We start from the raw sequence: 21,513 nt of genomic DNA, 5'->3' as shown, positions 1-21,513 counted from the left end.
GTACGATCGGGCCGTGAGCACCCGCCGCGCCACCATCAGCGACGTCGCCCGTGAGGCCGGCGTCTCCCCGTCGACCGCCTCGGTGGTCTTCAGCGGGAAGACGCCCACCTCCGAGGCGACCCGCGCACGCGTGCTCGCCGCCGCCGATGCGCTCGGTTACACGGGGCCCGATCCGCGCGCGGCCTCGCTGCGGCGCGGTCGCAGCGGGATCGTCGGCGTGGTGTTCGACACGCACCTGGGCACGGCGTTCCTCGACCCCGTCACGACGCACATGATGGACGGCCTGGCCGACGGCGTCTCGCGCCTCGGCGCTGCCCTGCTGCTCCTGCGCGACGACGGCGAGACCGTCAGCGAGCCCTCTCTGCACACCGCACCCATCGACGCGGCGGTTTTGATCGGGTGCAGCCCCCGCATGCGCGACTCCCTCGAGATCGTCCGAGGGCGTGGCATCCCGGTGGTGGTCGTCGAGGGCGACGCGGGCGAGGGTGTCCCGCAGGTGCTGCTCGACAACGCCGAGGCGCAGCGTGCCGCAGCCCAGCACGTCGCCGACCTCGGCCACCGCGACGTGGTCATCGTGACCCTCCCCACCGACACCTCGCGACGCCGCGGATGGGTGACGGCCGACGAGCCCGTCCGCGTCGACGTCACCGCCGACCGCCTGGCGGGTGCGCGCGAGGTGTTCCCCCGGGCGCCGGTGCTCGCCGCGGCGACGAGCTCGATCGACGAGGGGGCGATTGCGGGACGCACCATCTTCGGCGACCCGTCGCGCCGACCCACGGCCGTGATCGCGCAGAGCGATCTGCTCGCCGCCGGAGTCATCCGCGCGGCGGAAGAGGCCGGGCTGCGTGTTCCGCACGACGTCAGCGTCACCGGCTTCGACGGCGTGGTGGTCGACGGCCTCGCGCCTCACGTGCTCACGACCCTCGTGCAACCCGCGACCGCAAAGGGGCGGGCGGCGGGCGAGGCGGTGGCCGCGATGCTGGAGGACGACGAACCCTCCGGCCTCGACCTGACCTGTACGTTCCGCGTGGGGACGACGACGGCCCCACCGCCTACCACATGAGAACCCGTGGTCCACGGACTCTCATGCTCCGCATAGAATAGGTTCGACACCCCGAGAGCCCGGGCATTCGCCCGTCGACCCCGAGGAGGCCCGCACATGCTGATGTTCCTGGGCGCCTTCGCGGCTCTCCCTTTGCTCCTCCCGTGGCTCGTCTCGAGGATCGGTGCGCGCGCGTTCTACGTCGCGGCCGTTCTCCCGGCCCTGGCGTTCGCCCACGCCCTGGTGCTCGCTCCCGCCGTGTTCGCCGGAAACATTCCATTCGAGGAATACCGCTGGATCCCTGCGATCGACGTCTCGCTCTCCATGCGAATGGACGTGCTCGGCTGGATCCTCACCCTCGTCGTCACCGGCGTCGGCGCCTTGGTGATGCTGTACTGTCGCTGGTACTTCCGCGGCAAGACGAAGGGCGTCGGGCAGTTCTCCGCGGTGCTGCTCGCCTTCGCCGGCGCGATGTATGGCCTCGTCCTGACCGACGACGTCGTCGTGCTGGTCATGCTGTGGGAAGTCACGAGCGTGCTCTCGTACCTGCTCATCGGCTACTACCACGCGCGTGCCGCCAGCCGACGGGCGGCTCTGCAGGCCCTGTTGGTCACCACGCTCGGCGGACTGGTCATGCTCATCGGCGTCGTGCTGCTGGTCGTGCAGGCGGGAACCTCGAGCCTGTCGGCGATCCTCGCCGACCCGCCCACCGGCACGGTCGTCGACATCGCCGTCCTGCTGCTGCTGGTCGGCGCGCTGAGCAAGTCGGCGATCTTCCCGTTCCACTTCTGGCTGCCCGGTGCGATGGCCGCGCCCACCCCGGTGAGCGCCTACCTGCACGCCGCGGCCATGGTGAAGGCCGGCATCTACCTGATCGCCCGCCTGGCCCCCGGCTTCGCCGAGACGCCGTTCTGGCGACCCACGCTGATCGCGCTGGGCGTGTTCACGATGCTCCTCGGCGGGTTCCAGGCCCTGCGCGAGCGCGACCTCAAGCGCATCCTCGCGTTCGGCACGGTCAGCCAGCTCGGCTTCCTGACCGTCATGCTGGGCTACGGAACGCGGGATGCCGCCCTCGCCGGCGCGGCTCTGCTGCTGAGCCACGCGCTGTTCAAGTCGTGCCTCTTCCTCGTCGTGGGCGTCATCGACCGCCAGCTCAACACCCGTGACATCGGGCAGCTGTCGGGCCTTGGTCGGCAGGCTCCCGTCATGGCGACGGCGTCTTTCGTCGCGATCGCATCCATGGCGGGCGTCATCCCGACGCTGGGCTTCGTGGCGAAGGAGACCGCGCTCACCGCCCTCCTGCACGAGGCCGAGGCGGGCGCGGGGTGGGGGACCGTCGCCCTGATCGGAATCGTGCTCGGTTCGGCGCTCACGGCGGCGTACGGCATCCGGTTCCTGTGGGGCGCGTACTGGACCAAGCGCGACGTCGAGACCACCGAGTGGCCCGACCCGCCCATCGGCTTCCTCTCGGCGCCCGTGCTGCTGGCGTCGGCTTCGCTCGCGCTCGGTGTGCTGGCACCGGTCGTCGACCATTGGCTGGCGCCCTACGCCGACGGTCTTCCCGAGGCGACGCCCGGCGTCGCCGCGCCCGAGTACCCGTACCATCTGGCCCTCTGGCACGGTCTCGAGCCGGCGCTGTTCATCTCGCTCGGCACGCTCGCGCTCGGCGCGGGGATCTTCTGGCTCGTGCGCAAGACGCAGCTGCACAAGCGGCGCCGCGCACTCCCCTTCACGGCGAACGATGTGTACAACGTCGCCCTCCGCGGTATCGATCACTCCTCGGAGTGGGTGACCGCGCGCTTCCAGCGGGGTTCGCTGCCCTTCTACGTCGGCACGATCTTCATCGTGCTCGTCATCGCCGAGGGCACGGCCCTGTTCGCCTCGGCCGAGTGGCGGGCGCAGTTGGATGCCTGGCACTCCCCGACGCAGCTCATCGCCGCCCCGCTGATGATCGCCGCCGGCATCCTCGCCGTGCGCGCTCGCAAGCGCTACACGGGTGTGGCGCTCGTCTCGGTCACCGGACTCGGTCTGGTCGTGCTCTTCGCCACGAGTGGCGCCCCCGACCTCGCCCTCACGCAGGTGCTGGTCGAGACCGTCACCCTCGTCGTCTTCGCCCTCGTGCTACGGCGCCTGCCCGCGCGCATGGGGGAGCAGAACGCCTCCGTCGCGCCGCTGGCCCGGGCCGTGCTCGGCGCGGGCGTCGGTCTCACGATGGCCCTGGTCGCCATCGTCGCGACGGGAGCCCGTCAAGACCTCCCCATCTCGCTCGAGTGGCCCCCGCTGGCGTACGAGATCGGCCACGGCCGCAACGTCGTCAACGTCGCGCTCGTCGACCTGCGCGGGTGGGACACGATGGGCGAGCTGTCGGTGCTGGTGCTCGCGGCGACGGGTGTGGCATCCCTCGTCTTCATCACCGATCGCAGCGACAACCTCTCGCGCCGCTCCGGCACCGCGCGCAGTCGGACGGGTCTCGGACGTCGCCGTCCGCTCGTCGAGACCGACAGCGGCGTCCGCGCGCAGCGCGTCGGCGAGACCGGGGCGCCGCGGGCCTGGCTCGTGTCGGGCGCGAAGGTGCAGCCCGAGAACCGGTCGATCCTGCTCGAGATCATCATCCGCGTGCTCTTCCACACGGTGATGGTCATCTCGCTCTACCTCCTCTTCGCGGGGCACAACCTCCCCGGCGGCGGCTTCGCCGGTGGGCTCGTCGCCGGTCTGGGCCTCGTCATGCGCTACATCGCCGGTGGGCGCTGGGAGCTCGGTGCCGCCGCCCCCACCGACGCCGGTCGCCTCCTGGGCGCCGGAATGGCGATCGCCGTGCTGTGCGCCCTGGTGCCGATGTTCTTCGGGTTCGCCCCCTTGCAGAGCTTCACCTTCGAGGGGGAGCTGCCCCTCATCGGTCACTGGGAGTTCGTCACGAGCACGATCTTCGACATCGGCGTCTACCTCGTGGTGATCGGCCTCGTGCTCGACGTGCTGCGCAGCCTCGGCGCGGAGGTCGACCGGCAGTCGCAGCTGCCCGAGGACGCGGAGGTGGTGAACCCGTGAACATCTCCCTCGTGCTGGTGATCGTGATGGCCGTGCTCTTCGCGTGCGGCGTCTACGCGATGCTCGAGCGCAGCCTCACGCGCGTGCTCATCGGCTTCCTGCTGCTCGGAAACGCCGCCAACCTGCTGCTGCTCATCGTCATGGGGCGACCGGCCATCGCCCCGTTCTACGACGGCGAGACGGATGCCGCAGAGATGTCGGATGCGCTCCCGCAGGCCCTCATGCTCACCGCGATCGTCATCACGTTCGCGATCTCGGCCTTCCTGCTCGCCCTCATCTACCGCTCGTGGCAGCTCGGTCAGGCCGACACGGTCGTCGACGATGCGGACGACGTCGCCCTGCGCACCCGTACGGCGGAGGAGGTCGAGGACGCGATGGACGAGGAATCGCGCTCCGACGACGACGACGTCACCACCGACTTCGTGGGCGACGTCGCGAACCCGATCCGCGTGCTGCACCAGGGCGATCTGTCGCACCTCGTCGACGACGCGCCGGTCGACCGCGTGGCCGTCCGGCGCCGCACGTCCGACGACGACCCCGAGGCCCCCCGCGACCCCCAGGACGGTGATCGCTCGTGAGCGCCCTCGTGCCCCTGCTCGTCGGCATCCCGCTCATCGGCGCCGCGATCAACCTCATCTTCGGTCGTCGCAAGAAGACGCAGATCGTGGTGTCGGTCGCCTCCCTCGCGGCGGTGCTCGTGCTCGGCGCGATCCTGCTCGTCGCGGTCGACACCAACGGCCCCATCGCCGTGGCGATCGCCGCGTGGCAGATCCCCCTCGGCATCGTGCTCTACGTCGACGTGCTGGCCGCTCTGCTCGTGGTCGTCACGAGCATCGTCCTGCTCGCGGTCCTGCTGTTCTCGATCGGTCAGGGGGCGGCCGACAACGACGAGGACACCCCTGTCTCGATCTTCTACCCGGCGTACCTCATCCTGGGCGCGGGCATCTTCAACGCCTTCATCGCCGGCGACCTCTTCAACCTCTACGTCGGCTTCGAGATCCTGCTCGTCGCGTCGTACGTGCTCATCACCCTCGGCGGCACCGAGTCCCGCATCCGCACCGGCGTCGTCTACATCGTCGTGTCGCTGGTGTCGTCGATCCTGTTCCTCGCGGCGATCGCGATGGTCTACGGGGCGCTGGGCACCGTCAACATGGTGCAGATCAGCGAGCGCATGGCGATGCTGCCGCAGGACACGCAGACGATCCTGCACCTCATGCTGCTGCTGGCCTTCGCCATCAAGGCCGCGGTGTTCCCGCTGTCGTTCTGGCTGCCCGACTCGTACCCGACGGCACCGGCCCCGGTCACGGCCGTGTTCGCGGGCCTGCTGACGAAGGTCGGCGTCTACGCGATCATCCGCACCGAGACGCAGCTCTTCGTCGACAACGACATCAACTTCCTGCTGCTCATGGTGGCCCTCGCGACGATGATCGTCGGCGTGCTGGGCGCCGTGGCCCAGGCCGAACTCAAGCGCATCCTGTCGTTCACGCTCGTGAGCCACATCGGCTACATGATCTTCGGCCTCGCGATCAACACACCGCTCGCGGTGGGCGCGACGATCTACTACATCGTCCACCACATCATCGTGCAGACGACCCTGTTCCTCGCCGTCGGGCTGATCGAGCGCCGGGCCGGCAGCACCTCGATCCTCAAGGTCAAGGGACTCATGCGCGCGGCTCCGTTGCTCGCGGTGCTGTACTTCATCCCGGCGATCAACCTGGGCGGGCTCCCGCCGTTCTCGGGCTTCATCGGCAAGTACGCGCTGTTCGACGCCGCGGCTCAGGTGGGCACGCCGGTCATGATCGTGCTCATCGTGGGCGGTATCGTCACCTCGATCCTCACGCTGTACGCGCTCATGCGCGCCTGGAACCTCTCGTTCTGGCGCGAGGACGACGACTCGGCCGAGACGAGCGAGCGCATCGCCTACCTCGGCAACGCCCCCGCGGCGACGATCTCGACCGAGCGACGCACGATCCCGCGCATCATGACCGTCGCGACCGCCGGCATGGTCATCGTCACGATCTCGCTGACGGTGTTCGCCGGCCCCCTTCTCGACGCGTGTCTGCGGGCAGGGGAGCGCATCTACGGCGGGGTCACCCTCGTGCAGCTGCAGGATGCGGAGGACCCGCGATGAGCCCCACCCGCCGCGCGCAGGTGTCGCTTTTCTTGCACCAGCTACCGCTCCTGCTGTGGCTGATCGCTCTGTGGATGCTGCTGTGGGGCCAGTTCACGTGGCTCGCCTTCGTGACGGGTCTCGTCATGGCGGTCTTCGTCACTCGCGTGTTCCGTCTGCCCCCGGTGGAGCTGTCGGGTCGCATCAACCTCTGGTACGGCGTGATCTTCGTCGTCACGTTCCTCGGTGCCGTCGTCAAGGGGTCGCTGATCGTGGCCTGGCAGGTGCTGGACTTCCGTCGCCAGCCCGGCGCCGCGATCATCGCGGTGCCGTTGCGGGTCGACGACGACGTGATCATGGCCCACACCGCGGTGACGGCATCCCTCATCCCGGGGTCGCTCATCGTCGACGTCGACCGCGAGAACCGCACCCTGTATCTGCACACGATCGGGGTGCGCAGCGAAGAGGATGCCGAGCACCAGCGCCGCATCGTGCTCGGCTGGGAGGCGCGCATCACGCGCGCCGTCGGCTCGCGCGAGGAGCTGCAGGAGCTGCGCGCCCGCATCGCCGACAGCTCGACCCATCACCACAGTTCGATCGAATCGCCGCGAGAGGGGAGGACCCTGCTGTGACCGCCCTCGTCGTCGTCATCCTCGTCGTCTTCGCCGTCGCTGCGGTGCTGGCCCTCATCCGGTTGGTGATCGGCCCGTCGATCCTCGACCGTGCGGTCGCCGCCGACGTGCTGCTCACCGAGGTCATCTGCATCCTCGGTGCCGACATGGTGATCAACCATCACACGCGCTCTCTGCCCGCGATGCTCATCATCGCGGCGGTCGGCGTGTTCGGTTCGATCGCCGTCGCCCGCTTCGTCGCGCGGAAGGAGAACCCGCGGTGACCCTCGAATCGGTGCTCGACACCGTCGCCCTCGTCCTCGTGCTGATCGGCGCCGTGCTCTGCCTCACGGCGACGCTGGGGCTGCTGCGCTGGCGTGACGTCCCGACGCGTCTGCACGCGGCGACCAAGCCCCAGGTGCTGGGCGTACTGCTCATCGTCATCGCGGTCGCGCTGTCGCTGCGCACGTGGGAAGTGGTGGCCTTCGGCATCCCGATCGTGCTCATCCAGTTCGCCACGGCTCCGCTCGCGGCGCACATGGTGGGTCGGGCGGCCTACCGCAACCGCACGACCGACGAGGCGAACCTCTTCGTCGACGAGCTGCAGCACAGGACCGAGCAGCCCGGGTCGACCGGGGCGGAAACGCGGCCGGAGAGCTGACGAGTCGGGCGGCCCTCGCGGCCGTGGCGATTCGGTCGGATGCCGGGGTTCACAGCGCCGCGGCGAGGGCCCGACCGACGGTGCGGCCGGTGAACAGGCAGCCGCCGAGGAAGGTGCCCTCGAGCGCGTTGTAGCCGTGGGCGCCGCCGCCGCCGAATCCCGCCGCCTCTCCCGCGGCGTACAGACCCTCGATCGGGCGGCCCGTGGCATCCATCGCCCGTCCGCTCAGGTCGGTCTGGATGCCGCCGAGCGACTTGCGCGTCACGATCCAGAGGCGCACCGCGATGAGCGGGCCGTGGGCGGGGTCGAGCAGCGAGTGGGGCTTCACGGTGCGGAAGATGCGGTCGCCGAGGAAGCGGCGACTGTTGCCCTGCACCTCGACCACGCGCACAATCGCGATCCGCTTGCTCTTGTCGAAGATGATCCACACGCCCGGCTCGGGGGAGCGCTGCAGCTGGGACGTCGGAGACCAGACCTGCACCATGCGCGGCCCTCACGCCTCGTCGACGGTCACGAACGGTTGATCCCGCCACCGGGCACGCCCGCGGAGATGATCACGCGGTGCAGACGCTCCGTGGCCGTCTTCAGCGATGTCGCCCAGCCGAGCAGTTCGCCGCCGGCTACCTCTACTCGGCAGCGCGGCCCGTCGTCGGTGCGCCGCAGCTCGATCGTCCCGGCAACCTGGTCGCGGGCGTTGAGCATCACCCAGTGCGCGGGCGATGTCTCCCGGGCAAGCAGCTGTGGGTGCCAGCGGGTGCCGTCGTCACGCATTGCGACAGTATCGAACGTATGTTCTACTCGTGCAAGTTTGGTGACTCGGGCCTGTCAGGGCTTACGGCCACACCACCGTGCGGGTGACCGATGGCCGTGCGACGCCGAGATAATTTGATCCGGGCTGGTCTGCGCGGTCTCAGATGTAGGTGCTTCCGAGGTGGAACCGGGTCCCTGTGGCGGCGCGCTCAGATGGCGGACCCATACCCAGTCATCTTTCCTGTCACCAGGGATATACAACTCCTCGTGGAAGTTCTCCACGTCGCCTGTGACAGAGCCCTGCGTTAGGTAGACACCCTGCGTCTCAATGAGAAGGAACTGGCCCGGAGCGACGATCAGGTCGCTGAAATTCAGCGTCGCTGACGCGGCGCATTCGAAAACGGATGCGGCAGCGGGATCTGCGCCGCCGCGCCAGCCAGGGATTCCCACTACGAAGTCATCGCGCCGCGAAAAGGCCACCAGGAACGTCTCGGACGTGATGTCGTCGGCCCAGGACAAGCCCAGTCGACGGGCGGTGTATCGGTAGACCAGACGTTCATAGCGGTCGTAGAGCTCAACAAACGTGGCTCGGTCTTTGAGCGAGCGGGTGATGATCTCGCCGTCTGAAACGTTCTCAATCTGTATTGTCCGATCGGTCGTGGGTAGTTCACACCAATGTTCGCTGGCGAAGCGCTGGTCGCGCGTGACTGGGGCAGTCGTCACGCGCCACCGTCATTGGCGGAGGGAGTCAGCAGGTCGAATTCGCACGGCGCGCGCAACGGCAGTGGTACCGCCGAGGACGCCGATGAAGATGCCAGCAACGACGGCGAGCGGACCGAGGCGGATGTCGAACACTGGAGTCCACTGCTGCGTGAGGGTGATGACGAGGATCGCGAGTATCCCAAGGGCTAGCCCCAGCACTCCACCAACAGCGCCCACGTACGCGGACTCTGCTGCGAGGAGCCAGGCTATGTGACGACCGCGGGCACCGAGGGCTTTGCGCATCCCAATTTCGCCGCGGCGGGCGGTGACAGCGAGCAGCATCGCGTTGGTAAGGGCGGCGACAGCTACCACGATTGCGAGTATTGAGAACGCGATGAGCGTGGTCTGGACGCCCTGCTCGACCTCGACACGCAGCTGCTTCGCATCACTGGGTGCTTGAACAAATACTGTCTCGGGTGAGTAGGGGTCAACCGCGATAGGTATCTGTCGCGCTACCTGTTGGGCCGCACCAGCTGTCGTGAGCAGTACGGCGCTTGTTGTCTTCGGATCTACAAATCCAGGTGTGTCCTCGGGTAGAAGGAGCTCGCCGTGTAGTCGCGGAAGACGCGGTGACTGCTCAATAATTCCGACGACTTGGTACGCCGTGCGGTCGATGGTCACGATGGGACCGCGCTCCACCGGACCGAGCTCGAGGAGCTGCGAGATCTCCGGTGAAGCTCGACCCCACAAGTCCGCGAGCAGGGCTCGTGAGAAGAAATCCGTCGTAAGCTGCACGAACTTCTCGTCGTCGAACGCTGTACGCAGCTCGGCCCACTAGGCCATTGCGTCTAGGAACGCCTGGCGTCCGGAATGACATCCCGTATTGGCGCCCCTATGCGGACACTCTGATGGTCCAGCTCGGCGCCTGCTCCGTTCTTGGTGGAGAAGCGCTCTGAGGACTCATGGCTTGACGGTCCGCCCAACAAGACGTCGAGGAGCAACGCTCCTCAACCGCGACGCTTTCCGGGAGCGCATGCCGCAGCTCAGCGGTGAAGCCGATCAGTCCCTTTCGATGCTATTCAGACGACGGAGGCCCGCACGCTTGAGGGTGCGGGCCTCTGCTGCGTTAGCCGCGATCGTCGCGACAGCGCTTGCGATGCTGTCGCTCTGGCAAGGCGAAGGGCATTCAGTGGCCGGCGCCGAGGTTGCCGGACAGGCGTCCGTGGAAGGCGGCGGCGGTGTCGTTCAGACCGTCGATGCGGACGGTTGCGCCGTGGTGTTCGTATTTGGTGACGATTGCGTCGAGGGCGGCGACGGTGGAGGCGTCCCAGACGTGGGAATTGCTCATGTCGATGACGATGTGGTCGGGGTCGCCGGCGTAGTCGAACTGGGTGGTGAGGTCGTTGCTGGAGGCGAAGAATAGTTCACCGTTGACGCGGTAGTGCGCGGTGGGCGTGTCGTTGTCGGTGGTCAGGGTTCGGGTGACGGTGACGAAGTGTGCCACGCGGCGGGCGAACATGATCATGGCGGTGATGACGCCGAGGATGACGCCGACGGCGAGGTTGTGGGTCCACACGGTCGCGATGACGGTGATGAGCATGACCGCGGTCTCGCTCTTGGGCATGCGCCTGAGAGTTGCGGGGCGGATGCTGTGCCAGTCGAAGGTGGCGATGGAGACGACGATCATGACGGCTACGAGCGCCGCCATCGGGATGATCGCGACCACGCCGCCGAGGGCCAGGACCAGCACGAGGAGGAACACGCCAGCGAGGAAGGTGGAGATGCGGGTGCGGGCGCCGGAGGCCTTCACGTTGATCATGGTCTGCCCGATCATCGCGCAGCCGCCCATGCCGCCGAATGCTCCGGAGAGGATGTTGGCGGCGCCCTGGCCGAGCGCCTCGCGGGTTTTGCGGGAGTGGGTGTCGGTGATGTCGTCGACCAGCTTCGCGGTCATGAGCGATTCGAGAAGACCGACGACGGCCATGGCGAGGGCGTAGGGGGCGATGATCTGCAGCGTCTCGAGAGTGAACGGAACGTTGGGGATGAACAGGCTGGGCAGGCTGTCGGGGAGCTCGCCCTGGCTGCCGACGTTGGGCACGTTCCACGCGAAGACGACGACGGCCGCGGTCAGCAGGACGATGGCCACCAGCGGGGCGGGGACGGCTTTGGTCAGGCGGGGCATGAGGTACATCACCAGCAGGCCCACGGCGACCAGGGGGTACACCAGCCAGGGCACGCCGATCAGTTGGGGGAACTGCGACGTGAAGATGAGGATGGCGAGGGCGTTGACGAAGCCGACCATGACGCTGCGGGGGATGAACCGCATCAGTTTGGCGACGCCAAGGACGCCGAGCACGATCTGCAGCACCCCGCCGAGCAGGACAGTGGCGATGAGATAGTCCACCCCGTGTTCGCGGGCGACGGGGGCGATGACGAGAGCGATCGCGCCGGTGGCGGCGGTGATCATGGCGGGGCGTCCGCCGAGGAACGCGATGGCAACGGCCATCACGAACGAGGAGAATAGCCCGAGACGCGGGTCGACTCCGGCGATGATGGAGAACGCGATCGCTTCGGGAATGAGGGCGAGGGCGACGACGAGGCCGGCGAGCACTTCACGAGTGAGCAGGCGGGGATTGCGCAGGGCCTGCAGCACCGTGGGTTCGATACGGTATCGCGCGGAATCGTTGCGTACGGGGGCGGCAGTCATCTGCTCTCCGATGTGAGGTGTGAGGGCGCAGGGGCGCGCTCGTCGACGGGCGACGAAGAAGAGTGGGGGTATGGCGCGGGAGCCGCGCCGATCCTAACTCTAACGAGAGGGAAAGTTATCCACACTGTCAGCAGCATGTGGATACCGCGCCGAAAAAGGAGATGGACGCTGCCTCCGGGGAGAAGGCAGCGTCCATCGGTCTATGTGCGGGTCGGTCAGTGACCGTTTCCGAGGCCTCCGCTGAGGCGTCCATGGAACTGCGTGGTGGCGTCGTTCATCCCCTCGAGGACCACACGCTTTCCGTGGTGTTCGTACTTGGTAACGATCGCGTCGAGGGCGGCGACGGTGGAGGCGTCCCAGATGTGCGAGCGTGACATGTCGATAACGACACGGTTGGGGTCTCCCGCGTAATCGAACTGGGTGGTCAGGTCATTGCTGGAGGCAAAGAACAGTTCACCGTCAACGGTGTAGCTGACCGTGGGCACGGAGGCGGTGTCATCGATGCGGCGGGTGACGCTGACGAAGTGGGCGATGCGGCGGGCGAAGAGCACCATGGCCGCGAGCACCCCCAGGATGACGCCGACGGCGAGGTTGTGGGTCCAGACGGTAGCGATCACCGTGACCACCATGACGAGCGTTTCGCTCTTGGGCATGCGCTTCAGGGTGGAGGGGCGAATGCTGTGCCAGTCGAAGGTGGCGATGGCGACAACGATCATTACCGCGACAAGGGCGGCCATCGGGATCAGCGCCACGATGTCACCGAGCGCGACGACCAGGATGAGCACGAACACGCCCGCGAGGAAGGTGGAGATGCGGGTGCGGGCGCCAGAGGCCTTCACGTTGATCATGGTCTGCCCGATCATCGCGCAGCCACCCATCCCGCCGAACGCGCCCGAGAGCACGTTCGCGACGCCCTGACCCCATGCTTCACGTGTCTTGCGGGAGTGGGTGTCGGTGATGTCGTCGACCAGCTTCGCGGTCATGAGCGATTCGAGAAGACCCACGACGGCCATGGCGAGGGCGTTAGGGGCGATGATCTGCAGCGTCTCGAGAGTGAACGGCACCTGCGGGAAGAACAGGGAGGGAAGGCTGCGGGGCAGCTCGCCCTGATCGCCGACATTGGGCACGTTCCACGCGAACACGATGACCGCCGCGGTGAGCAGCACGATGGCCACCAGGGGCGCGGGGACGACCTTAGTGAACCGCGGCATCACGAACATGATCACCAGGCCGATTGCCACCAGCGGATACACCAGCCAGGGGATGGAGTCCCCGAACAGCTGCGGGAACTGCGACGTGAAGATGAGGATCGCGAGGGCATTTACGAAGCCGACCATGACGCTGCGGGGAATGAATCGCATGAGCTTGGCGACACCGAGAACGGCGAGAACGACCTGAATGAGGCCACCCAGGATGACGGTGGCGATGAAGTAGTCAATGCCGTGTTCACGGGCGACGGGGGCGATGACCAAGGCGATTGCGCCAGTGGCGGCGGTAATCATGGCGGGGCGTCCGCCGAGGAACGCAATGGCCACGGCCATCACGAACGAGGAGAACAAGCCGACGCGCGGGTCTACCCCAGCGATGATCGAGAACGCGATCGCCTCGGGGATAAGAGCGATAGCGACGACGAGGCCGGCGAGGGCCTCGCGGGTGAGAAGGCGGGGACTGCGCAGAGCTTGCAGGGTGGTGATCCCGTTGGCGGGAGTGCGCGTGTCAGCGCGCAATGACTCGGTGGCCATAGATGTGCTCCAAAGGGGGCGCGGGGGGCTTCTCAGGAAGCCGCGGATAGGGTTTGTCTGCGCCCCATTGCGCGAAGTGTGTGGGTGCTGGCACCACCACCGACTCTACCCTAACGTTAGGTTAGGTTTCCACTAGGGGATGCAGATGACTGACGCGACCATGCACATCGGCGAGCTGGCCGAGCGTACGGGGCTGTCGCTGCGCACCATCCGCCACTATGACGAGATCGGTCTTCTCAAGCCGTCCGGTCGCACCGAGGGTGGTTTCCGTCTGTACACGCAGCCGGATCTGGAACGCCTTCTGCTGATCCGGCGGATGAAGCCGCTCGGTTTCACGCTGGAGGACATGGTCGAGCTGCTGCAGATCATGGAAGCGCGCGCCACGAGCGCCGACGCGTCAGCGGACGTCGACGACAAGCTCGAGGCGTACCGCACCGAGGCGGCCGAGCGCCGGGAGAAGCTTCGACTGCAGCTGGAGATGGCGGACGACTTCCTCGCCCGCCTCAGCCGGATCTAGCTCTTCGGAGGCGCCGGCAGGCGAGGTTCGCGGACGAACACCGCCGCGACCGCAACCGCGAGGGGGATCGTTGCGAACACCACCGCCGGGACGGTGAATGTGCCCGTGAGGTCGTGCCCGATGGAGAGGGCAATGGGGCCGATGGCGGTGGAGGCGAGGTTGATGCCGACCGCGATCCCGCGAATGCTGCCGATGTGGGTGGTTCCGTAATAGCGGGTGTAGGCGGCTGCTTCGAGGCCGCGCAGAGCCCCTCCGGCCGCGCCCAGCACGAGCCCGTACGCCACGGCAGACCAGCCTGGGCTGACGAACGGCAGCATCACGAGCGCGCCCGCGAGGGTCACCATGGACCCGGCCAGGAACAATCGAGGGTGGTAGCGGTCGATGAGCGCACCGATGGCGAGAGTCGTCAGAAGACCGGTGACGGTCTGCGGCAGGAAATTCGCCGCAGCCTCTGTTGCCGACAGGCCTTGATCGGCGAGCACTGCCACCTGGTGAAAAGCCAGCGCCGTGGACAGCATGCCCGCGGCGGCTAGAGCTGCGGCGATCACCCAGAACATTCCCGTGCGGGTGGCTGCACCCGTGGTCCACACCGTCGCCGAAGTGACAGGAGCTTCACTGCCGGTTTTCTTGTGCCGCGGTGCCCTACGGGGGAGGAGAAATGCGAGCGGGGTGACGATCAGCAGCACGAGGAGTGCCTCGATGCGCCACGCGGCGTGGATGTCGGTGCTGGCGATGAGTCTTTCCAGCCCGATGGGGGCCAGAGAGATGCCGGCGGATCCGATGGCGCTGGATATGCCGAGGGCGAGTCCTCGCCGATGGGTGACGTGGTGGGCAACCGCGGTCGTGGCTGCGAGGCTGAGGGCCCCTTGGCCTGCCATGCGCACGCCGACATAGCCGGCGGCGAGTCCGATGAATTCAGCGGCGAAGCTCAACCCCACCAGAACGCTCGCAAAGAAGAGGGCGATGGCGATGGTGGCGCGGCGCACTCCCCACCGATCGAGCGCACGGCCAACCAACGGCTGTGCCAGGGCGCCGGTGAGTGTGCCAAGGAGGTAGGCGAGGGAGATGCCGGTGCGACTGATGCCGAGTTCGGCGATCAGGGGGTCGGTGAACACCGACAGCCCGGCGGTTTGACCGGGAGCGGTCATCACTGACAAAACTGCGGCAACCAGGACGATGCCGGTCGTGCGCGATCGGAGGTGCGTGCGAGGGGGAATGGCGATCGTGCCGGTCACAGATCTCCCACCGCACCGGTGGCCATGTCGGGGAAGAACTCCCACACGTCGCGAAGCCGTGGAAACACGTGACCGGTGGGGAGTCCTGCCAAAGCGGTGAGCAGTTCAGCTCGCGCGGAATGAGCGTGGGCCGCGCGGGACAATTCTTCGGTGGTGACCGGCGGGGAGGCGAAGGCGCTTTCGATGGCGTAGTACAGCTCGATGCGGGTTACAGGTTCGATCGTCATGGCGTCCTTTCGTGTCTAGGAGACCCATTGGGGGTGTTCGTATTCGGGGGAAAGATTGGCGGCCACATCGGCCAGATCGCTGGTGGGGTTCAGCTCGCGTATCCGACGTGTCAGAGGCGCCGTCGTCGGCAGAATGGTCCCTTCGCTCGCGAACTCGTTCATGCCGTCCCACAGGCTCAGCGCGGACGCATGTTCGCCGTAGTGCACCGCCTGCACGAACTCCTCCAGGAATTGAGCGCTCGGGGATGCGAGCTCGAAGATGCTGTACCGCCTGACGTGAGCTGCCGCGATGAAGCGGGCGAGAGTGTAATCCCACAAGAACGCGTTCTGTCGCACCCACGACGTCGGATCAATCGTCCGCTGCGCCTCGTACTGATGGGCCCACTCGCGCTCGTCCGCCTCGGCGGCAAGAAGAAGCTGCACCTTCGTCACCAGGTAGTCCTGGATGGTGTGCACATCGTCGGTGCGGAAGGGGTGCTCACTCATAGACGCTCCTCGATGTTCGCTACCGGCTGCGGAAGGTGCTCACGCCGCATCGCCGGGGACTCTTGGCAACCAAACCAACACTTACGTTAGGTGAGATTCTACCTGGGGGTAGGGTGGCTCACTCTACCCTCACGTAAGAGTAAGGTTATTGGCGGTCATGCGTCCCGCCGGGCCAATGCGCCATGGCGGCGTATGCGAAGCCGCCGGGTTGCGCCGGCGAGAAAGGCACACATGAACAGCTACATCTCAAAGCCCGCCCCGGTCGTTCCTTGCGCGACGTGCGGAGGCCCCACGGTTGGGGGAGTCGCCACACGACCGGGAACATACGTTTCCACCGAGCTCAACAGCAGCGACGCTGATCGCGGTCGCATGGAAGACGTATCAGCTAAGTGATCGACGATGACACGCGGGCGTTGAGAAACGCCCGCGTGACCGCTGGCGCCGCGTATCTCCTCGGCGGTGTGCTCGTAGCCGCAGTCGCGGTCTGCACACGTGAAGTGACAACCGTCAGCCTCACCTGGCTGATAGCAGCTGCCATCAGATTCACCACCATGGCCACCGTGGCCAAGCGTCTTCGCCAACTCATCCCCAACCGGGTTGTGCTCGAGTCGCCTTCCTGGCGAGATCTCTGGCCCCACGGGTTCGCCACGGCCCCCCTTTTCACTGGCACAGCGGTCCTCGGCCTCTACGCCGTTGTCAGCAGCGCGACAAGCATGATGGCCACCCGCCCTGGCCCCGCGGTCTTTGCCGCTTCGGTGGCGATCGCTTCACTGACGCTGCACGTGTTCGTCCCCGAAGTAGCCATCAAGCGACGCGACGACCACGGCGCGCCCGTCCCTCGCGTCGAGGACTGATCACATACCGGAAGGCCCCAAGCTCATCGCTCGCTTGCGATTCTCTCGTCCGACGAGAATCAATGGCTCGACCTCAGGCATCTCTGCAGCACGTGCCGTGCAGATGGGCAGGTCTCGCGCTCCCGCAGCGAAGCCAACAATCACACCCGGCTCGGCAGCCCCCGCCCAGAGCGGCCGCTGGTCCCGCCGAGTCTGCACGTTCCGTATAGGGGGCGTTCATCGGTACGCTTAGGCCATGCTGGTCGGGTACGCGCGTGTGTCGACGGTCGAGCAGGACGCTGATCGACAGGTGGCGCGGTTACTGGAGCTTGGGGTGTCCGAGGGTCGCATTTATAAAGACGTCGGGTTCAGTGGCGCGGAGATGACGCGCACGGGGCTTGAGAACGCACTGGCTGCGGTGCGCGAGGGCGACACGTTCGTCGTACCGGCTCTGGATCGCCTGGCGCGGAACACCGAGGGCGCTCTCGAGGTAATCCGTCGGCTGACTGAGGCTGGGGTGATCTTCCAGAACGGCACGACGCCTTACGACCCGAAGGACCCGATGGCGAAGCTGTTCTTCACCATCCTTGCCGCGGTAGCCGAGGCGGAGGGTGGGTGGATCAGCCTACGCACTCGCGAGGCGATGGCTCGGCCTAAGGTGCGGGCGAAACTGAAGGGCCGTCGTCCGAAGCTGACGGAGCGGCAAGACGAGAGCATCGCAAGGCACATGGCCGCGGGAGATCTTCCCGTGGCAGAGATTGCGCACATGTTCAACACGTCACGCACGGGCGTCTATCGTGCCGTCGACCGATACAGGAAGCGTCAGTCTCCCAAGGCGGTGGAGTGATGAACGCCTCCGATCGATGCTTCTTCATACGCGAGGATGCCGTCGATGCGGTCCAATATGACCGGAAGTCGCGCTGGATAGCGTCGAACTCAGGTCGGACTGAGGGGGGCGGGGGTGGCGTCACGTCGTCGCGCGCGGAAGCCGCACGAGGGTCAGGGTGTCTTCGATCTGTGGGGGCTTTCCGAGCAGCAGGCCGACGAGAACGTGGCGCAGACGCGCGCGGCGCCGCTCAGCCCGGTCGAGCAGCAGCTCGTCGACGGGCAGTTGGCATTCGACTTCGACGAGTACATGGAGGTTGTCGATGAACCGGTACGGGATCTTGGCGCGCGAGCACTGGACGACGCACGCGCCGAGCAGGGTGAATCAGCTGGAGAATCCGGACGAATTCTTCACGGAGCTGGGGCAGCAGGTGTCGGAGCGGGTGGCGAGCCTGTCGGCGATCCTGGAGCAGGAGCACCAGCCGTCCCCGAACTACCTCGATCAGGTGGGGCGGTTGACCGCGATCCGGCAGCAGGCCGAGGAGGTCGCGCTGAAGGACCTCGTGTGGCTGGCACCGGAGCAGGTGGAGTACGACGAGACGGAAGCGGCGTCGCAGGAGCTGGGGGAGCTTCCCCGGCGGGAGGACGTCGAGCGGCAGATTCGGCACCTGCAGGAGGATCAGAGCGACCCGGACTCGGCGCTGCTGACGGCGGTGTTCGAGGAACGCCTGGCGCAGCTGCAGCAGTTGCTGGCGCGGATCGTCGAGCTGGAAGCGAAGCTCCCCGAGGGGTACTGAGCTTTCGTCCTACCGCGCAGGAGGATTCGCCGTCTGCCGGGAAGAGCCGGAGGGGTCAGACGCCGGCTTCGCGGACGTCTTCCTCCGCCTGCGGCGACGGGGTCCCCTCCGCGGGGTCGGGCGTCTCGGTGCGGTGGTCGAGTTCTCGGGCCTCCCGCTCCTCGCGGCGACCCTCGGCGAGGAACGCGAGGCGGTTCAGGCACTCGTGGTTGCGGGCCACCAGCATCGGCTTCCACAGCAGCGAGGGCAGGAGGGCGGCGGCGCCCGACACCGGCTCCTCGACGATCGTCACGGCGATCCCGTCGCCGTGCGGGCGCACATCGATGCGGATCACTCCGCGACCGAGGGGACCTGCCTCCGGCCGCAGCCGGAGTCGTCGCGGCGGGTCCCACTCGACGATCTCGGTCTCGTCGTGGATCATCACGGGCCAGACGCCGAGGGAGTGATGGATGCGGCTGCCCTCGCGGGGCCACTCCGCGTCGACGTCGCGCATGCGGGCGGCGCCGACGACCCACACGGGGTAGAGCCACCCGTCGGACAGCACCGCGAAGAGGTCGTCGGGTGTGCACCGCATGAGGCGGGTGTTGCGGGCGGCCATGGCACTGCATCCCTCCGGTCGGCGTGATTCGACTGTAGGGGTGGATGCCGCGTCCGCGGCGGGACTTGACGGTTCGGTCGGGAGGGGGCGTCGAGGTGGCTGAGCTCGTCGAAGCCACCGGGAGTGGGGGCGCAGGGAGGTGGCTGAGCTCGTCGAAGCCACCGGGGTTGGTGCGGGCCCGGCCCCTTCGACAGGCTCAGGGGCCTCGCGTCGCGAAGGGGCCTCGCGTCGCGAAGGGGCCTCGCGTCGCGAAGGGGCCTCGGCGTTGCGCAGGGCCGGCGCTGCGCCGGGGCCCGGGGTGGAGAGTGGCCCCGGGGCGCGAAGGACCACCTCCGCGCCCCGGGCACCTCCGCGCCCGCCTCAGCCGCGCGTGATGTCGGTCACCACGCCCTTCGCCAGGCGCAGCCGGCGGCGGGCGCGGCGGGCCACCGCCGAGTCGTGCGTCACGACCACCAGCGTCAGCCCCTCGGCGTTGAGCGTCTCGAGCACGTCGAGGATCTCGTCGCGCATGCTCTCGTCGAGGTTGCCCGTCGGTTCGTCGGCGAGCAGCACCCGCGGCTGCTTGGCGACGGCCCGCGCGATGGCGACGCGCTGCTGCTGCCCGCCCGAGAGCTCTCCCGGGCGGTGATCGGCGCGGTCGGCGAGACCCACGCGCGTGAGCGCCTCGGTCACGCGTCGGTCGCGCTCGCCGCGATCGAGGCGCAGCGGCTCGAGGCCCATGTCGACGTTCTCCGCCGCCGTCAGGGTCGGGATGAGGTTGAAGCCTTGGAACACGAAGCCGATCTCCTCGGCACGCAGGCGGCTCAGCTGCGCGTTCGACGCCCGTGCGATGTCGACCTCGCCGAGGGTCACCGACCCGCTCGAGGGCCGGTCGAGGGCGCCGAGCATCTGCAGCAGCGTCGACTTGCCGCCGCCGGTCGGGCCCTGGATGGTCACGAAGTCGCCCGCGGCGATCTCGAGGTCGATGCCCGCGAGAGCCTGCACGGTGCGATCCCGCTGACGGTACGTGCGCGTCACCTGCGAGAGGCGGTACGCGGTGGCGGTGGCGGTGGGAACGGTGAGGGTCATGATGTCTCCTTCGAAAGACGGGGGATGCCGCTCACGCGACCGAACGGAGGGCGGCGGCGGGGCTGAGGCGTGCAGCACGCCATCCGCCGAACGCTCCGGCGAGCACGCCGCCGAGGACGGCGATGCCGACCGCGGCCACCACGACGACCGGGGTGACGGGGGCGCTGAGGACGATGTCGGTGGCCTGCGCGGCCGCCTGACCGAATCCGCCGCCGGGGCCGCCGGCTCCCGGCCCGCCCTGTCCGCCGCCGGAGGTGTTCGCGGCGACCGACACGGTCGGCGAGATGACGTTGACCAGCAGGATGCCGCCGAGCCCGAGGATCAGACCCGCGACACCGCCGAGCAGGCCCTGGACGAGCGACTCGCCCGCGACCTGCCGCACGATGCGCGCGTTCGACCACCCGATGGCCTTGAGCGTGCCGAATTCGCGCGTGCGGCGGGCGACGCCCGAGATCGTGAAGAGCACCGCGATGGCCAGGGCGACCAGCAGCACGACGAGGCTGAGCCAAGTGCCGAGGTTCGAGATCATCGTCGAGGCGCTCGAGAGCGACCCCGAGACGGTGGAGGCGAGCTCCGACTGCGAGCTCACCGTCGCGTCGGGCAGCGCGGCGGTGAGCTCGCTCTGCACCTGGTCGATGGCATCCGCCGAATCGGCCTGCACGTACACGGTCGAGACCACGTCGCCGACCCCGGCCAGCGTCTGGGCCACGTCGAGGGGGAGGTAGACGTTCGCGGCGGTGTCGGCGTCGGCCGAAGCCGAGGCGACGATGCCGACGATCTGCATCGCGGTGCCGCCCACGTCGACGGTGCCGCCGAGGCTCAGTCCGGCGCTCGCCGCGTACGTCGCGTCGATGACCGCGACGTTCGTTCCGGCATCCGCTGCCTCCAGGGCACGACCCTCGCTGACCGTGACGGAGGAGAGGGGGCCGACGGATGCCGCCGGGTCGACGCCCAGCACACTGAAGGAGTCCACGCCGAAGGCGCTGCCGCCGTCGCCGCCCGGGCCGCCCGCCGGCGGTTGGCCCATGCCCTGTCCCTGCTCGGTGCCGGTGCCGGTGCCGGTGTCGGCGCTGCGGTCGGGGATCTCGCCCGAGAACGTCGTGTTGGTGAGGGCGAGGGCGCCGGTCGCGGCCGTCACCCCGTCGAGACCCGTCACCGTGGTCACGGTCGACGCGTCGAGCGTGCCGCGCATCATGTCGGTCATCAGGCGCGACTGGCTGAGGGTGGTCGTCCCGTCGCTGGTGGCGCCGTCGTCGGCGCCGAAGTCGAAGCGCGGACCGCCGCCGCCTTCGCCCGGCTCGGTCTGCGCCCCGGTGACGGTGAGGTCGGTGCCGACTCCGTAGACCGACGACAGCGCCTGCGACTGCGCGTCGCGCACCCCCGCCGAGAGCGCGTTGACCACGATGACGAGCGCGATGGCGATCGCGAGTCCGACCGCGACGATCACGGTCTGTTTGGTGCGGCCGGCGAGTTCGCGCCGCAGGTAGGTGCCGTACATGCTTCTCCTTCCGGACGCGGGGTGCGGCCGTCGCAGTGAACGTAGGAACGGCACCCTCA

The 21,513-nt window shown here is 67.9% G+C and carries 23 protein-coding genes; 11 read left to right on the top strand and 12 right to left on the bottom strand.

What is annotated here, in order from left to right; all coding sequences use genetic code 11:
* Positions 1-13 precede the first annotated feature (13 nt).
* From AB0N82_RS03645 to mnhG, 7 genes are all read left to right on the top strand, one after another.
* On the top strand, positions 14-1,063 hold the full coding sequence (locus AB0N82_RS03645; RefSeq protein WP_363388252.1) for a LacI family DNA-binding transcriptional regulator: 1,050 nt from the start codon (positions 14-16) through the stop codon (positions 1,061-1,063).
* 96 nt (positions 1,064-1,159) lie between these two features.
* Positions 1,160-4,087, top strand: a complete 2,928-nt coding sequence (locus tag AB0N82_RS03640; RefSeq protein ID WP_363388249.1) for a Na+/H+ antiporter subunit A — start codon at positions 1,160-1,162, stop codon at positions 4,085-4,087.
* Complete coding sequence (locus AB0N82_RS03635; protein ID WP_315994055.1) at positions 4,084-4,665, top strand: Na(+)/H(+) antiporter subunit C; 582 nt, start codon at positions 4,084-4,086, stop codon at positions 4,663-4,665. The genes AB0N82_RS03640 and AB0N82_RS03635 overlap by 4 nt, the downstream gene beginning before the upstream one ends.
* Positions 4,662-6,218: a Na+/H+ antiporter subunit D gene (locus AB0N82_RS03630; protein WP_315994054.1), complete on the top strand. Its 1,557-nt coding sequence runs from the start codon at positions 4,662-4,664 to the stop codon at positions 6,216-6,218. The genes AB0N82_RS03635 and AB0N82_RS03630 overlap by 4 nt, the downstream gene beginning before the upstream one ends.
* On the top strand, positions 6,215-6,829 hold the full coding sequence (locus AB0N82_RS03625; protein WP_315994053.1) for a Na+/H+ antiporter subunit E: 615 nt from the start codon (positions 6,215-6,217) through the stop codon (positions 6,827-6,829). The genes AB0N82_RS03630 and AB0N82_RS03625 overlap by 4 nt, the downstream gene beginning before the upstream one ends.
* Positions 6,826-7,092, top strand: coding sequence for a monovalent cation/H+ antiporter complex subunit F (locus AB0N82_RS03620; RefSeq protein ID WP_315994052.1), 267 nt, complete (start codon positions 6,826-6,828; stop codon positions 7,090-7,092). Before AB0N82_RS03625 ends, AB0N82_RS03620 begins: the two co-directional genes overlap by 4 nt.
* Positions 7,089-7,469, top strand: coding sequence for a monovalent cation/H(+) antiporter subunit G (gene mnhG / locus AB0N82_RS03615; RefSeq protein WP_315994051.1), 381 nt, complete (start codon positions 7,089-7,091; stop codon positions 7,467-7,469). Before AB0N82_RS03620 ends, mnhG begins: the two co-directional genes overlap by 4 nt.
* Before the next feature lie 49 nt (positions 7,470-7,518).
* On the opposite strand, the gene AB0N82_RS03610 is transcribed toward mnhG, so the two are convergent.
* The 6 genes from AB0N82_RS03610 to AB0N82_RS03585 all read right to left on the bottom strand — a co-directional run bounded on the left by AB0N82_RS03610 (position 7,519) and on the right by AB0N82_RS03585 (position 13,370).
* Positions 7,519-7,953, bottom strand: a complete 435-nt coding sequence (locus AB0N82_RS03610; protein ID WP_363388243.1) for an FAD-binding protein — start codon at positions 7,951-7,953, stop codon at positions 7,519-7,521.
* A gap of 26 nt (positions 7,954-7,979) precedes the next feature.
* Entirely contained in the window at positions 7,980-8,240 is a 261-nt protein-coding gene (locus AB0N82_RS03605) for a hypothetical protein (protein ID WP_363388240.1), read from the bottom strand.
* 54 nt (positions 8,241-8,294) lie between these two features.
* Positions 8,295-8,942, bottom strand: coding sequence for a hypothetical protein (locus AB0N82_RS03600; RefSeq protein ID WP_363388237.1), 648 nt, complete (start codon positions 8,940-8,942; stop codon positions 8,295-8,297).
* A gap of 9 nt (positions 8,943-8,951) precedes the next feature.
* The gene (locus AB0N82_RS03595) at positions 8,952-9,602 is read right to left on the bottom strand and encodes an ABC transporter permease (RefSeq protein WP_363388234.1); all 651 of its coding nucleotides are present in this window, start codon (positions 9,600-9,602) and stop codon (positions 8,952-8,954) included.
* A gap of 505 nt (positions 9,603-10,107) precedes the next feature.
* Positions 10,108-11,628, bottom strand: a complete 1,521-nt coding sequence (locus tag AB0N82_RS03590) for a SulP family inorganic anion transporter (protein WP_363388231.1) — start codon at positions 11,626-11,628, stop codon at positions 10,108-10,110.
* A gap of 215 nt (positions 11,629-11,843) precedes the next feature.
* Positions 11,844-13,370, bottom strand: coding sequence for a SulP family inorganic anion transporter (locus AB0N82_RS03585; RefSeq protein ID WP_363388228.1), 1,527 nt, complete (start codon positions 13,368-13,370; stop codon positions 11,844-11,846).
* Between the two features lie 145 nt (positions 13,371-13,515).
* Here AB0N82_RS03585 and AB0N82_RS03580 point away from each other — a divergent pair, with 145 nt between their 5' ends.
* Positions 13,516-13,887: a MerR family transcriptional regulator gene (locus tag AB0N82_RS03580; protein WP_363388225.1), complete on the top strand. Its 372-nt coding sequence runs from the start codon at positions 13,516-13,518 to the stop codon at positions 13,885-13,887.
* Here AB0N82_RS03580 and AB0N82_RS03575 read toward each other — a convergent pair.
* From AB0N82_RS03575 to AB0N82_RS03565, 3 genes are read right to left on the bottom strand one after another with little or no spacing between them, the layout of a single operon-like run.
* Positions 13,884-15,122 (bottom strand): MFS transporter, encoded by a 1,239-nt coding sequence (locus AB0N82_RS03575; RefSeq protein ID WP_363388222.1) that lies wholly within the window; start codon positions 15,120-15,122, stop codon positions 13,884-13,886. The genes AB0N82_RS03580 and AB0N82_RS03575 overlap by 4 nt on opposite strands.
* Positions 15,119-15,349: a hypothetical protein gene (locus AB0N82_RS03570; protein ID WP_363388219.1), complete on the bottom strand. Its 231-nt coding sequence runs from the start codon at positions 15,347-15,349 to the stop codon at positions 15,119-15,121. The genes AB0N82_RS03575 and AB0N82_RS03570 overlap by 4 nt, the downstream gene beginning before the upstream one ends.
* A gap of 15 nt (positions 15,350-15,364) precedes the next feature.
* Complete coding sequence (locus tag AB0N82_RS03565) at positions 15,365-15,835, bottom strand: hypothetical protein (RefSeq protein WP_363388216.1); 471 nt, start codon at positions 15,833-15,835, stop codon at positions 15,365-15,367.
* A gap of 389 nt (positions 15,836-16,224) precedes the next feature.
* On the opposite strand from AB0N82_RS03565, the gene AB0N82_RS03560 reads away from it, so the two are divergent.
* The 3 genes from AB0N82_RS03560 to AB0N82_RS03550 all read left to right on the top strand — a co-directional run bounded on the left by AB0N82_RS03560 (position 16,225) and on the right by AB0N82_RS03550 (position 18,290).
* Positions 16,225-16,689, top strand: coding sequence for a hypothetical protein (locus tag AB0N82_RS03560; protein WP_363388213.1), 465 nt, complete (start codon positions 16,225-16,227; stop codon positions 16,687-16,689).
* 235 nt (positions 16,690-16,924) lie between these two features.
* Positions 16,925-17,515 carry a recombinase family protein gene (locus AB0N82_RS03555; RefSeq protein WP_363388210.1) on the top strand — a complete coding sequence of 197 codons (591 nt, stop codon included), beginning with the start codon at positions 16,925-16,927 and terminating at the stop codon, positions 17,513-17,515.
* 301 nt (positions 17,516-17,816) lie between these two features.
* A complete protein-coding gene (locus AB0N82_RS03550) occupies positions 17,817-18,290 on the top strand; it encodes a TnpV protein (RefSeq protein ID WP_363388207.1) in 474 nt (157 codons plus the stop codon).
* A 55-nt stretch (positions 18,291-18,345) separates the two neighbouring features.
* Here AB0N82_RS03550 and AB0N82_RS03545 read toward each other — a convergent pair whose 3' ends face one another.
* The 3 genes from AB0N82_RS03545 to AB0N82_RS03535 form a co-directional block, all read right to left on the bottom strand.
* Positions 18,346-18,888 (bottom strand): SRPBCC family protein, encoded by a 543-nt coding sequence (locus AB0N82_RS03545; RefSeq protein WP_363388204.1) that lies wholly within the window; start codon positions 18,886-18,888, stop codon positions 18,346-18,348.
* A gap of 360 nt (positions 18,889-19,248) precedes the next feature.
* Positions 19,249-19,956: an ABC transporter ATP-binding protein gene (locus AB0N82_RS03540; RefSeq protein WP_363388201.1), complete on the bottom strand. Its 708-nt coding sequence runs from the start codon at positions 19,954-19,956 to the stop codon at positions 19,249-19,251.
* A 31-nt stretch (positions 19,957-19,987) separates the two neighbouring features.
* Positions 19,988-21,454 (bottom strand): ABC transporter permease, encoded by a 1,467-nt coding sequence (locus AB0N82_RS03535; RefSeq protein WP_363388198.1) that lies wholly within the window; start codon positions 21,452-21,454, stop codon positions 19,988-19,990.
* Between the last annotated feature and the right edge of the window lie 59 nt (positions 21,455-21,513).

This window comes from Microbacterium sp. NPDC089186, from assembly GCF_040685115.1.
GTDB classification, from domain to species: domain Bacteria; phylum Actinomycetota; class Actinomycetes; order Actinomycetales; family Microbacteriaceae; genus Microbacterium; species Microbacterium galbum.
Note: the sequence above shows the minus strand (reverse complement) of the source record. Positions and strands in the feature narration are given on the sequence as shown.

Coding starts and splice junctions, on each gene's coding strand:
- AB0N82_RS03580 (WP_363388225.1), top strand. CDS start 13,516: ATGACTGACGCGACCATGCACATCGGCGAGCTGGCCGAGCGTACGGGG.
- AB0N82_RS03610 (WP_363388243.1), bottom strand. CDS start 7,953: ATGGTGCAGGTCTGGTCTCCGACGTCCCAGCTGCAGCGCTCCCCCGAG.
- AB0N82_RS03570 (WP_363388219.1), bottom strand. CDS start 15,349: ATGACGATCGAACCTGTAACCCGCATCGAGCTGTACTACGCCATCGAA.
- AB0N82_RS03625 (WP_315994053.1), top strand. CDS start 6,215: ATGAGCCCCACCCGCCGCGCGCAGGTGTCGCTTTTCTTGCACCAGCTA.
- AB0N82_RS03590 (WP_363388231.1), bottom strand. CDS start 11,628: ATGACTGCCGCCCCCGTACGCAACGATTCCGCGCGATACCGTATCGAA.
- AB0N82_RS03585 (WP_363388228.1), bottom strand. CDS start 13,370: ATGGCCACCGAGTCATTGCGCGCTGACACGCGCACTCCCGCCAACGGG.
- AB0N82_RS03545 (WP_363388204.1), bottom strand. CDS start 18,888: ATGGCCGCCCGCAACACCCGCCTCATGCGGTGCACACCCGACGACCTC.
- AB0N82_RS03640 (WP_363388249.1), top strand. CDS start 1,160: ATGCTGATGTTCCTGGGCGCCTTCGCGGCTCTCCCTTTGCTCCTCCCG.
- AB0N82_RS03555 (WP_363388210.1), top strand. CDS start 16,925: ATGCTGGTCGGGTACGCGCGTGTGTCGACGGTCGAGCAGGACGCTGAT.
- AB0N82_RS03535 (WP_363388198.1), bottom strand. CDS start 21,454: ATGTACGGCACCTACCTGCGGCGCGAACTCGCCGGCCGCACCAAACAG.
- AB0N82_RS03565 (WP_363388216.1), bottom strand. CDS start 15,835: ATGAGTGAGCACCCCTTCCGCACCGACGATGTGCACACCATCCAGGAC.
- AB0N82_RS03540 (WP_363388201.1), bottom strand. CDS start 19,956: ATGACCCTCACCGTTCCCACCGCCACCGCCACCGCGTACCGCCTCTCG.
- AB0N82_RS03605 (WP_363388240.1), bottom strand. CDS start 8,240: ATGCGTGACGACGGCACCCGCTGGCACCCACAGCTGCTTGCCCGGGAG.
- AB0N82_RS03550 (WP_363388207.1), top strand. CDS start 17,817: ATGAACCGGTACGGGATCTTGGCGCGCGAGCACTGGACGACGCACGCG.